Source organism: Paractinoplanes durhamensis (assembly GCF_016862175.1).
GTDB classification, from domain to species: Bacteria; Actinomycetota; Actinomycetes; order Mycobacteriales; family Micromonosporaceae; genus Actinoplanes; species Actinoplanes durhamensis.
This window is the reverse complement of sequence record NZ_BOML01000087.1, coordinates 61,064-73,816: the sequence shown is the minus strand read 5'-3', so window position 1 is coordinate 73,816 and position 12,753 is coordinate 61,064. Positions and strand designations below refer to the sequence as shown.

General features: G+C 69.8%; 6 protein-coding genes. 4 read left to right on the top strand and 2 right to left on the bottom strand.

Annotation, left to right across the window (positions count from 1 at the left end; translation table 11 throughout):
• Both Adu01nite_RS44995 and Adu01nite_RS44990 read left to right on the top strand, forming a co-directional pair.
• On the top strand, window positions 1-1,224 hold a 1,224-nt coding region (locus tag Adu01nite_RS44995), incomplete at its 5' end, for an HTH domain-containing protein (RefSeq protein WP_203735537.1).
• Between the two features lie 439 nt (window positions 1,225-1,663).
• Window positions 1,664-3,382: an ATP-binding protein gene (locus tag Adu01nite_RS44990; RefSeq protein ID WP_203735536.1), complete on the top strand. Its 1,719-nt coding sequence runs from the start codon at window positions 1,664-1,666 to the stop codon at window positions 3,380-3,382.
• A gap of 131 nt (window positions 3,383-3,513) precedes the next feature.
• Here Adu01nite_RS44990 and Adu01nite_RS44985 read toward each other — a convergent pair whose 3' ends face one another.
• On the bottom strand, window positions 3,514-4,188 hold the full coding sequence (locus Adu01nite_RS44985) for a DUF6907 domain-containing protein (RefSeq protein ID WP_203735535.1): 675 nt from the start codon (window positions 4,186-4,188) through the stop codon (window positions 3,514-3,516).
• Between the two features lie 560 nt (window positions 4,189-4,748).
• Complete coding sequence (locus Adu01nite_RS44980) at window positions 4,749-5,903, bottom strand: acyl-CoA dehydrogenase family protein (protein ID WP_203735534.1); 1,155 nt, start codon at window positions 5,901-5,903, stop codon at window positions 4,749-4,751.
• 90 nt (window positions 5,904-5,993) lie between these two features.
• Here Adu01nite_RS44980 and Adu01nite_RS44975 point away from each other — a divergent pair, with 90 nt between their 5' ends.
• Window positions 5,994-7,361: a UDP-glucose dehydrogenase family protein gene (locus Adu01nite_RS44975; RefSeq protein ID WP_239133193.1), complete on the top strand. Its 1,368-nt coding sequence runs from the start codon at window positions 5,994-5,996 to the stop codon at window positions 7,359-7,361.
• Window positions 7,362-7,515: 154 nt separating this feature from the next.
• Complete coding sequence (locus Adu01nite_RS44970) at window positions 7,516-12,717, top strand: proline-rich domain-containing protein (protein ID WP_203735533.1); 5,202 nt, start codon at window positions 7,516-7,518, stop codon at window positions 12,715-12,717.
• The last annotated feature ends 36 nt before the right edge of the window (window positions 12,718-12,753 follow it).

The following is a 12,753-nucleotide window of genomic DNA, read 5'->3' as shown; positions in this document are numbered from 1 at the left end:
AATGTGTCTACATTGGATGAAAAGCCGGTTCGGGGTCACCTGCAACCGTCTTGGCTGGAGCGGCTTTATACCCTGTTTGCTGGAGCGGCGGGTGGTATAACGGTCAATCAATTGAGTGATGATTTCGGGTACCGTGGCTTGTCTGTCGCGCTGCTGGTGTCGTCTATTTCCGCGTCGGCGGTTTGGCTGCGAAGACTTCCGCAGCGTGCGCCGTTGATACGGTATGTGCAGCTTGCTCTCTTCTGCGTTGCTGCGATGGGTGCCTTTCTGTCCCCGCTTCCGCCGCTGTCGGCATCGCGACTTCCGGTCCTGATTTCGGTAGCGGCACTTATTCTCACCGCTTTGGTGTCTGCCAATCTATTTCAGGCGTCCCGGATCCTGTTGGGTGCTGCGACCGCGGGCGTAGCCGCCGGCGCGCTGCAATTTGGAGTCCTCAGTTTTGTGCGTCAAGACTGGCACGTGGGGTTCAATGCCACTTGCGTGGGCCTTTTTGCGCTCTGCGCCTTCTTTGGCATGGGATTCAACGATAACCAGCTGCGCCGGTTGGCGCTTCTTTCGCTTGCTGCATACGGCTTGGTGTGGACGGTCGTCCACCTGCTCAGCAATCATCCCCACCTTATTCTGCTCGACATGGCGACGACATATGTAGCCCTCCATTTCAACCGGAGACTCCCGAAAAGAAACATAACCTACTGTTCGGTTGCTCCAGGCGTCATGTTGGCCGTGGAGATTTCAACTCCGGACCGAACGATTCCAGAATGGGCGCGGCGCAGGCTGGACATGAACGCTGTCAAGGCGCTGGTGATCGCGTCCATGGGGCTTGCGATCGGTGTTGGATCGCTTGCGGCTGGCTATTACCTGGTCGGTACGGCGATGACGGTCGGCGGTGTCGGATCCCTGCTTCGAGGGCTCCATTATCTGCGCTACGGAATCTTCCTGGAAAGGCTGCGCAATCGTTTGTCCGTCCTGCGGGACGAGCCGTCCCGCGCGGCCCTCCACGAACTCCCCGCAGTATCCGTTCCCCTGCCTGATGTCGCGGAAGCACTAAAGGCCAAGCGCACGGCAACGGCCCGGGAGCTCGCCGAGCTCACCGGGCTGTCGCGTTCCGCCGTACTCAATCAGTTGCGTACTTTGACTGCGGCTGGAGACACCGTTCCGATAGGCGCGGCCCAAAGCCCAAAGCGTCTCTACAAGTGGGTCTCGCATGTGCCCGGCCCGCGTTAACGCGCGTTGCGGTGGATCATTCGCAGAAGGTGGCCGGGGTATGCGCGCCCGGCCACCTTCTCCTTCGCCTTTGAACTGGAAAACGGCCCCTTCAGTTCTTGAGGAGCGGCCGGCGCCCTCGCGGACGGATGCAGTCGAGGGAAGGTGACCGTGCGTTACCAGAACCGGGACCGCTTGGCGATGCCACGAAGGGCATCACGTACGCAGTCGGGGGCGACCGCAGGGCAGCAGGATGGCGGTCGCGCGCCTCGTCGACTCTCGGCACCGACGGGGCGCGTAACGACGACTCGCACGGACCCGACCGTGGGCAGGCTGGGGTAACACACAACATCGCGGCCGCGCATAGCGAGTCGCAGTCTTCACACGCGACTTCACACAGCTTCACACCTTCTTCACGCGCCGCTTGCTTGGTGTGAAGCTCGGGTGGTGAGATAGGCCCATGAGCGCTGAAAGCGTCAGGGAAGCCCTCGCCACGTTGCGTCGGATGGGCGGCGAACCGACACGAATCGAGGCGAAGCGTGCCGCAGGTGGGCTTCCCAAGGCGGTGCGGGAGACACTGTCCGCCTTCTCGAACACCGACGGCGGGATGGTCTTGCTGGGGGTGGACGAGGCGAGCGGCTTCAGTGTGGTCGAACTGACCAATCCCAGCTCTCTTCGCGATGCACTGGTGCAGATGTCACGAGACGACATCACTCCAGCGCTGCAGATCAGCACCGAGATTGTCGAGGTCGAGGGCCAGCGGCTGGTCGCGGCCGAGGTCCCCCCGATGTCGGCGGACCGGCGCCCTGTCTACGTCACTGCCCAAGGGATCTCCGGTGGTTCCTACCTGCGCGGAGGAGATGGCGATCGGCACATGACCGAGGCGGAGATCGCCCTCACTATGGCGGCACGGACTCAACCGGCCTACGACCGCGAGGTCATCGACGGAACCTCCGTGCAGGACCTGGACGACGAGGCGGTACGGCGCACCCTGCGACGGGTTCGCGTCGGGTTCCCCAAACTCGCACAGTCCGACGACACGATGGTTCTCTTTCGCCTGGGCATCACCGCTGGGAGTTCCGTGGACGCCCCACTGACACTGGCGGGGCTGTTGGCCTTCGGACAATTTCCTCAGCAGTTCTTTCCCCAGCTGATGGTCTCGGTCGTCGTACACGGCCCGGATTCCAGCTCCGGCACCCGCTTCCTCGACAACCAGACAGTCCGCGGCCCCATCCCTGAAATGGTCGAGACGACACTGGCCATGCTTCGCCGCAACCTCGCTGTCCGAGCAGTCATCAGTGAGCACGGCTCACGCGTAGACGAGGTCGAATACCCCTTGGAAGCGGTACGCGAGGCGGTCGTCAATGCCTTGATGCACCGTGACTACAGCCCGGTCACCCGAGGCACGCAAGTACAGATCGAACTGTTCCCCGACCGTCTCGTCGTCCGCAGCCCCGGCGGACTCTACGGCGGAGTCATCGTCGACGAACTCGGCGAGGAAGGCGTCTCGTCATCCCGGAACGCGGTACTGAGCAGCCTCCTCGCAGACACCTACCTGCCGTCATCAAACGAACTCGTGGCGGAGAATAGATCCTCGGGCATCCCCGCAATGCTGGCCGTGGCCCGGCGCCGAGGACTTCCCCGGCCGAGCTTCCGCAGCTCGATCGCCAGCTTCGTGGTCACCATGGCACGCTCGGAACTCCTCAGCCCCGAAGTCCGCGGTTGGATCTCCCGACTCGGAGCCCACCTGCCTACGCAGGCACATCACCTCGCCCTCGCCATGCTGCGCGACGACTACCTGACCAACGAGATGCTCCGGCAATGGGGCGTCGACCGCGTAGCAGCCGGCCAGGTCCTCCGTGACCTCGTCGATCAAGGACTGGCAGTGAAAGAAGGCGGCAGGCGCTATGCGCAGTACGTCCTCGACCCCGCAGCCTCAGGTCAATCGCGGGCTCCTGATCTCTTCTCGGCGCTCTCGCCTCAATCACCGCCCGGCGTCGCCGAAGCGCTCAAGGCACGTGGAGAAGCGACGGCGAGCGAGCTCGTTGAAATAACCGGACTGTCACGGAATGCCGTCTTGAACCATCTACGCGGTCTGGCCAAGGCCGAGACTATTGAGGTCGTAGGACCTACCCAGAGCCCCAAACGTCGCTACCGGTGGATTGCGCCTGACGCCTGAGCAGCCCGATCGCCGTCACTCCATTGCCGGATTCCCATCGCCGGCGGTCCTACCCGAAGCGTCTCGGGTCGAGTCAAACGGTATTCGAAGTTTCCAAGCGCCGAATTCCGTACAGCGGCACATTGGGCCGTCTATGCCACCCGAAGCCCTTCGAACTTCTCGCCCGCCAGCGGCGGCGCGTAGCTTCGCATGTCCATACTCGTGCGCTGCCGGATGCTGGACTGCCGACGCCGTTCACCGTCACGAACGCTGAGTTGCTGGGCTTCCGCGGCACGTTCGATCGCTCGAGCCAGTGCTACACGCAACGCTTCCGCCTCGGCCACAGTCATATCGCAATCGTCGAGGCCACCGACGTACACCACCGGCCCATACGCTGCGTCGGGATGCGGGGCGCTGGTGCAGCAGGTGCCGACGGTAGCAGTCTTGCCACCGCTGCCGACCGTGATCTCGTCCTCGATCGAGTGGAACCGGCTGTTGTCGCCGGACCTAGTGCTGTGATCGTCCGCGCACCAGGCAGGGCAGACTGGGTACTCGTACGGCTGCGCCAACTCGGCACCGATCAGGGCTTCGGTGAGGCGACCGCCACTCCCATTCATCAGCACCGACTGCTTGCCGTCGAGGATCTGCCACCGCCACCAATGGCCGTCCCAGCGAATCTCCGCAATGCGGGCACCGAGTCGGCGCACCAACTTCACCTTGCTGTTCTCCGGGACGGCGTACCAGCGCCAGTCGGCGATCTCTTCGACCGCGGCGCGAAGCGTCGGGAACGTCAGGCCATCGATGACATGCCCTTGGACTTTGCTCATTGCGTCTCCCTCTGGGCGGTAGCCCGCCTCCTCAGTCAGGCGGGTCGATGGGAGCAACGAGGCTTGTCCAGTTAACGCGCCGCTCAGATTCTGTCTGGAAGACGACAATTCGAACGCAGATGAGATCAGGCTGTGGAGGGAGTGGGCCGGTTTGGCCTTACGAGACTGCTACGTCTCGACAAGATCGGCCGGGCTGCCGCTACAGCGATGGCGACGACTGGCCTGGCGAACCTTCCGTGGCTGGCGCCCGAGATTGTCGGACACTAAGCGTCGTAACGTACGGTAACCATCACTGTCTCGCGCAGAAGATTCAGGGAGGTCGTTCGACATGGCGATACATGTGGGGCCGGTGAGGTGCTCGGTTGCAACGTCCGATGAGGACCAAGCAGATCGACACAGTCACGTGTATCTATCAACCTACCCAGGATTTCCCCAGGATGACAACAGAAAGTAACCCCAAGTAACCGAAAATGATACGCAATGCAGTTGGATGGATACGGAAAGTGGCCGGGCTTATATTCGCCCGACCACTTGGCCTCTGAACTGGGAAAACAGCCCGTTTAGTCCTTGAGAAGCTGCCTCGCCATTACAATCCGCTGCACTTGATTGGTGCCCTCGTAGATCTGGGTGATTTTGGCGTCTCGCATCATGCGCTCTACCGGGTAGTCGCGGGTGTAGCCGTACCCGCCCAGGAGCTGGACCGCGTCCGTCGTGATCTCCATGGCGGCGTCGGAGGCGAAGCACTTCGCCGCCGCACCGAAGTAGGTCAGGTCGGCGTCGTTGCGCTCGCTCTTGCCGGCTGCCGCGTAGGTCAGCTGCCGCGCCGCCTCGAGCTTCATGCCCATGTCGGCCAGCATGAACTGGATGCCCTGGAACTCGGCGATCGCCTTGCCGAACTGCTTGCGCTCCTTGACGTAGCCCTTGGCGAAGTCGAGCGCGCCCTGGGCGATGCCGAGCGCCTGCGCGGCGATGGTGACCCGGGTGTGGTCGAGGGTCTGCATGGCGGTCGCGAAGCCGGTGCCCTCGGCGCCGATGATCCGGTTGGCCGGGATGCGCACGTTGTCGAAGTAGACCTCGCGGGTCGGTGAACCCTTGATGCCGAGCTTCTTCTCCGGCGCCCCGAAGCTGACGCCCTCGTCGGACTTCTCCACGACGAAGGCGGAGATGCCGCGCGAGCGGGCACCCGGGTCGGTCACCGCGAAGACGGTGTAGAACTCGGAGACGCCGGCGTTGGTGATCCAGCGCTTCACGCCGTTGAGCACCCAGAAGTCGCCGTCGCGGACGGCCCGGGTGGTCATCCCGACGGCGTCCGAGCCGGCCTCGGGCTCGGAGAGGCAGTAGGAGAACATCGCCTCGCCGGAGGCGACCTTCGGCAGGTACGCCTGCTTGACCTCCGCCGACGCGGAGAGGATCAGCGGCAGCGAGCCCAGCTTGTTGACCGCGGGGATCAGCGACGACGAGGCACAGGCCCGTGCCACCTCCTCGATCACGATCGCGGTGGCCAGGGCGTCCGCGCCGGCGCCGCCGTATTCGACCGGGATGTGCGGGGCGTGGAAGTCGGCGGCCCGCAGGGCGTCGTAGGACGCCTTCGGGAATTCGCCGGTCTCGTCGGCTTCGGCCGCGTTCGGCGCCACCTTCGCGTCGCAGACCTCGCGCACCGCGGCCCGGATGGTCTCGTGGTCCTCCGGCAGCCGGTAGACGTCGAACTCGCTCATGACGGTGGCCCTCTCGGATAGGCGGTTCCCCGCCGCTATGTTACCGACGCGTAGCGCTCGCCCACCAGGGGCCGGATCGTTAACCGAAATGTGACACTTCCCCGCCTGTCGTTCCTGGGTACCGGCTATCTGGGCGCCACCTACGCGATCTGCTTCGCCGAGCTCGGCTACGAGGTTCTCGGCGTCGACGTGGACGAGGTCAAGATAGCGACGCTGGCGGGCGGCCGGGTCCCGTTCCACGAGCCGGGCCTGGATGATCTGCTGCGCCGGAACCTCACCGCCGGGCGGCTGCGTTTCGGCACGTCGTACGCCGACGCCGCCGGCTTCGCCGACGTGCATTTCATCTGCGTGGGTACGCCGCAACGCGCGGACGGCATGAGCGCTGACCTTACGTACGTCGAAAGCGCCGTCACCAATCTCGCCCCGCTGTTGCGACGCCGGGCTTTGATCGTCGGAAAATCGACCGTGCCGGTCGGCACCGCGACCTGGGTGGAACAGCTGGTCGCCAAGCATGCGGTTCCGGCGCTGGGCGTCGAGGTGGCCTGGTCCCCGGAGTTCCTGCAGGAGGGGTACGCCGTCGAGGACGTGCTGCGCCCCAATCGGATCGTCGCCGGGATCAAGTCCGACTGGGCGCACAAGGTCTTCCACGCCGCACACAAGGGCGTCTTCGACCTGGCCGCCACCGAGGACCGCGACGTGCCGCTGGTGGTGACCGATTTCGCGACGGCCGAGCTGGTGAAGGTGGCCGCGAACGCGTTCCTGGCCACCAAGATCAGCTTCATCAACGCGATGGCCGAGGTGTGCGAGGTGGCCGGCGCCGACGTGACCCAGCTGGCCCGGGCGATCGGCTACGACCCGCGGATCGGCAACCGGTTCCTGCAGGCCGGGCTCGGTTTCGGCGGCGGCTGCCTGCCGAAGGACATTCGGGCCTTCCAGGCCCGGGCCCAGGAGTTGGGCGCGGGCGAGGCGCTGCGCTTCCTGCACGAGGTCGACCTGATCAACACCCGCCGGCGGGGCCGGGTGCTCAACGTCGCGGCGGAGCTGCTGGACCGGCCGGTCGGCCCGGCGGGGCCGGACCTTTCCGGGACCCGGGTGGCGGTGCTGGGTGCGGCGTTCAAGCCCAATTCCGATGACGTACGCGACGCGCCGAGTCTCGCCGCCGCGGCTGCGCTGGCCGCGGCCGGTGCGGAGGTACGCGTCTACGACCCGCAGGCGATGGAGAACGCCCGGCGCGCTCAGCCGCACCTGACGTACGCCCCGACGATGGCGGCCGCGGTCGACGCCGCCGCCCTGGTGGTGGTCGCCACCGAATGGGCCGAGTTCCGCAACGCCGACCCGGTCACGCTCGGCGATCTGGTCGCCGCCCGCCGGGTCATCGACGGCCGGAACTGCCTGGACCCGGCCCAGTGGTCCCGCGCCGGGTGGACCTATCGGGGGATGGGCCGACCGCCCGTCTAGCGCCCCTAAGCACGTCTGCGGCGTTTCGCGCCCGTTTCCATAGATCTTCGCCCGCATGAGCCTGGTCTAATGAGATGTCGTACCGGCATGCTCTAGTTATCCCGGCTGAGCCTTCTGGGCGGCCAGGGCAGCCGGCGGGGGTCGAGGAGGTGCCGTGGCGCAGGCTGGGCAGGGCGAGGGCTATGACGATGAGCTGGCCCGGATCGAGGCCTCCATCGCGGAGCTGAAGATCCGCGACATGGCCGCGGCCAAGCAGCGCGCGGACATCGCCGCCAAGATCCAGGCGGCCCAGTTCCAGCGCGACATCCTGTCGCATGCCAACCAGCAGACGAAGGCGAAGAAGACGGCCCGCCCCCGGCGGGTCCGGCGCCGCCCGGCCGAGGAGTTCGCGGCCCCGCCGCCGCCCGGTGGCGCCACCCGGGAGGCCCCACCGCCGCCGCCCGGCGCCACCCGTCTCGAGGATGCTCCACCGCCGCCGCCCGGTTCCGCCCGCATGCAGGACGTGCCGCCCCCACCGCCCGGCGGCCGGGCCACCGGCCCGCGCCCGGAGTGGGCACCGGCCGGGTCCGCACACACCGGCCCGCCCGGGGTCGCCACCGACGGCGTGACCATGCTGCTCGACGACCCGCCGCCGACCGAGCGGGTCGGCCCGCCGCCGCGCCGGGTCGGTTTCACCGGCGGCGAGCAGCACCCGCCCGAGGCCTCACCCCAGTCGGTGCAGAACATCACGCTCGCCCTCGGCGCGCTGCTGATCGGCGTGGCCGCGGTGGTGTTCGCCGGGGTGGCGGTCAGCAACCCGTTCGCCCGGGCGATGATCCTGGCCATCTTCACCGCGGTCGCCCTGGTCGCCGCGCCCGGCATCGCCCGCCGCGCCCTGAGCTCGACCGCCGAGACGGTCGCCGGGGTCGGCCTGGTGCTGCTGCCGATGACCCTGTGGGCGCTGCACGGCAGCAGTCTGGCCGGCGGCACCGCCGTGGCCGGCCCGCTCTACCTGGGCATCACGTTCGCGATCACGTCGGTGGCGAGCTTCCTGTATGCGGCGGCGACCAGCCTGAGCGCCCCGCGGTACGCCACGGTGATCGCGTTGCAGCCGGTCCCGCTGCTGCTGGCCTATCCGACGATCCAGAGCCCGGCCGGCTGGGGCATGGCCCTGACCGTGGTGGCCGTCCTCGACCTGATGCTGCTCACCACCGTGATCAGCAGCGGCCGGCTGGTGCCGCAGTGGCCGCCGCACCGCCCGGGCCCGGCCGACCGGGAGGGCATGGCGCCCGGCGACGAGGACGCCTACGCGGCCGGCGCCGCCGACTTCGTGGCCGACTCCCCGCCGCGCCCCGAGTCGCAGCCCGAGGAACCCGACCTGATCCTCAGCGGGATGACCGGCCGCCGGCGCTGGCGCTGGATGCCCGCCCGCCTCTTCCCCGGCCCGCGCCCGGCCGGCGCGTCCGCCGCCGGCAGTGTGCCGGTGACCGCGCCCGCCACCCCGCCGTCCGCCGACTGGCTGCGCGAGCTCACCTTCGCCCTGCTGTGCGTGGCCAGCGCCGGCGCGTTGCTCTACTCGGCGGTGGCGCTGCTGCAGGCCCGGGTGGTGCCGGACGCTCTGCGTTCGAGCCTGGTGCTGGTGCTCGCCGCGCTGGCCGCGGTGGCCGCCGCCCGCCTGCTCAACAACGTCCTGGCCCTCAACATCACCGGCGGCGTGCTGGCCCTGGCCCTGATCGGCTCGTCGGCCCGGATCGCCGACGTGGTGTCACCGCGCTGGACCCTGGTCGTGGCCGCGGCCGCGATCGCCATCCTGGGCGCCCTGCTGGCGCTGCTGCCACCGGCGGTCCGGGTCGGCCCGGAGATCGCGTCGGCCGTCGCCCTGGTGATCATCAGCGTCTTCCTGACCATCGACGGCATCCGCGCCGCGATGGCCCCGCTGCAGGCGGCCCGCCCGGTCTGGAACGCCGACACGGCCAACTACGCGCACCGGATCGCCGAGGCGGCCGGCGAGTCGGGCTGGCTGCTGGCGTTCAGTGCCCTGCTCGTCACGTTCGCCGCCGCACTGGCCCTGCCGCGCAGTGTCCGGCACGAGGGCGCGGTGATCGGCGTCGCGCTGACCGCGCTGTCGGTGCCCGCGTCACTGGGTCTGCGCTGGTCGGAGGCGCCCTGGCCGCTGGTGCTGGGCGCGATCGCGATCGGCGCGGCCGGCCTGGCCGCCGACACCCGCCGGATCGCCATCACGCACGTGGCCGCGGCCGGCACGGTCGGCCTGTTCGGCGCGGGTGCCGCGCTGAGCGCCTCGTGGCTGACCGCGGCCGTGCTTACCGCCCTGGCCGGCGCCGGCGTCATGATCGCCGTGGCGGCCCGCCAGATCCCGTTCCGGCTGTATGCCTGGCTGATCGGCGACTGGGCCGCCGGGGCCGCCGCGCTGGCCCTGCCCGGTGCGGTGGTGACCGCCGCCCTCGCGGTCTCCGATGCCGGCGACGGCCCGCCGCCCACCGAGGCGGTCACCGTGCCCGCGCTGGCCGTCGGCTTCCTGGCGGTCGCCTGCACGCTCAGCTACGCGGCGGTGTTCCAGGTCGCCCGCCGCGAGGTGAGCGTCCCGCTGACCGCCGGCACCGGCCTCGGCGCGATCGCGATGGCGCTCGCCGCCCTGTTCGCCCCCGGCGCCACCCCGCCCGACGTGTGGGTGGGCGGCCTGCTGCTGGTCGCGGCGAGCCTGCTGTTCTTCGCCAAGTCCATCGACAACGGCCGCCGCAGCGACCGTGTCCTGGACGGTCCGGACATCGCCGCGGCCGCCGCCACGGTGGCGATCTGCGGCGCCCTGGCCCGGGTGTTCGCCCTGGCCTTCCCGGCCGCACCGCTGGCCGTGGCCGGCGTGGTCGTGCTGATCGTGGCGCTGGGCGTGGCGGCGCTGCCGGAGGACTGGCGGCGCGGCCCGTCCCGCGGCCTGGCCGCCGCCGGTGTGGTGGTCGGCGCGATCGCCGGCTATCAGGCCCTGGCCGGCGGCCTCAAGGTCCTGGCCCTGCACGGCTCGGTCTGGGCGGCCGACCTGTCGCAGTATTCGACGACCGCCAGGCCGGGCGCCTGGCAGGCCCCGTTCGCCCTGGTCGTGCTGGCCGTCGCGGCCGGTTTCGCCGCCCCGCGCCCCTGGTCGTTCGCGATGTCGGCAACCTGCGGCGCGCTGGCCGCGATCGGCACCCCCTACGCCCTCGGCCTGCCGTGGTGGTCCCCGCTGCTGGTGGGCGGCGCGGTGGCGATCGCCTACGCGATGGCCGCGGTGGCCGCCGCCGACCCGCGCGCCGCGCTCTGCCGGGCCATCGCCGCGGCCGCCGTGCTCCTGCACGCGGTCGGCGCCGGCCTGGCCCGCCCGTGGTCGACCTGCCTGGCCCTGCTGCTGATCGTGATGGTCGGTGCCCTCACCGCGGCGATGGCCCGCACCCCGGTCGCGGTCACCGACCCGGACGCCGCCGAGGCCCCGGCACCGTCGCGCTTCTGGTCCTCCGCGGTCACCGAGGCCGACCTGGCCCGCGACGACACCGGGATGCCCCGGCACCGGGCCCAGATCGGCGGGGCCGCCACCGGCGGCGCGCTGATGGCCGTGCCCGGCGTGCTGGCCGCCCTCGCCGCCGACCAGGGCCACGACGCCCAGACCGTGCTCACCGCGGCGATGGCCGCGTCGGCGCTGAGCCTGGCGGTGCTGGCCCTGGCCGCCCGCCGGATCCCGCAATACCTTCCGTGGGCCACGGTGGGCCTGGTGCTGGGCGCGACCGCCACCGCGTTCGCCTCGATCCCGACGCCCTATTCCACCGCTTTGTATGCGGCGGCCGCCGCCCTGATGGGTGTGCTGGCCGAGCTGCTGCGCGGCGCGACGCCCGCGCCCGGCCTGACGGTCGCACCCGACCGCGGCTGGTCCACGTCGCGCTACGAGTCGACCCGGTGGACCGCCCTGCGCCCGAGCGGTCTGAGCGGCCGCTGGCTGGTCGACCCGGCCACCAGCGCGGTCGTGCTCGCCCTCATCCCGACGGTGCTGGCCCTCTTCGCGATCGCCCCGGCGCTGCGGGCCGCGCTGATCGACCCGCTCCAGCAGGTCCGGCACATCTGGGACGGCCCGATCCTGGCCCTGTCCCAGCCGTCGTCCGGCTACGTCGACGGCACCAGCGTGCTGGCCATCGTCCTGCTCACCGGGGCGGCCGCACTGGCCGCGATCGGCTTCGGCGGCAAGGCGTCCGAAGCCGTGCCGGTGATCCTGCCCGGCATCGCCATCACCCTGCTGATCACCCCGATCGCCCTGCGCTTCCCGTTCCCCGCGGCCACCACGTCCGCCCTGCTCGTCTTCACCATCTCGATGCTGGGCCTGGCCCTGTCCCCGCCGCCGGCGTCCCGGCGGTCGCTGCTGCACACCGTGCGCAACGTGGTCTTCGTGATCGGCCTGCTCGGCGGCAACGCGGGTCTGGCCGGCAGCCTCGCCAAGGAGCAGATGACCCTGTTCACCCTGGGCAGCGCCGTCGGCGTCGGCCTGGTGGCGGCGCTGGCCGGCCGCAACCAGACCGCCCGGGTCCTGGGCTGGCTGTTCGCCGCGATCATGGCCCAGCTCTTCGTCCTGACCGTCGCGATCGCGGCCGGCGTGGAGCGGTCCTGGGCGGCCTTCGGTGTCCTCGCCGTCGGCGCCGCGCTGCTGATCATCGAGGCGGCCGTCCCGCGGATGGGCCTGCCGCAATACCGGCCCGAGGCCACCACGGTCGAATGGGCCGGCTACACCTCGGCCGTGCTGGCCGGCGCTCTCGCCTACGACGCTCCGGCCCATCTGGCCGCGCTGCTGGCCGCCTGGGGTGCCGTCCTGGGTCTGGCGGCGAGCCGGCGCGGGCGCACCACCAACCAGCGTCGCCTGCTGTTCTGGCTGGCGGTCGCCTTCGAGATCGTCGGCTGGTGGATGTTCATCGCCCTCAACGATGTCGGCCTGCCGGAGGCGTACACCCTGCCGTTCGCGGCGCTGGCGCTGGCGGTCGGCGTGGTCGAGTCTCGCACCCGGTCCGACCTGGGCAGCTGGGCGGCCTACGGCCCGGCGCTGCTGGCCGCGTTCGTCCCGACGATCGGCATCGTCCTGGCCGGCGAGGGCGGCGACCTGCGCGAGGTCCTGCTGCTGCTCGGCGCGGTGGCCACGCTGATCCTCGGCTCGACCTACCGCCAGCAGGCGCCGGTGGTGGTCGGCGCATTGGCGACGACGTTCGCCGCGGTCCACTTCGCGGTGACGCTGGTCGGCCCGTGGCTGGTCCTGCTGCCGGTGGGCCTGATCCTGCTGATCTTCGGCGCCACGAATGAAAACCGCCGCCGCACCCGGGAGGGCCTGCGCGACGCCCTGGTGCGGATGCGCTGAGCCGAAGCCGGCCCGCCTCCGCGGATGCGCTGAGCC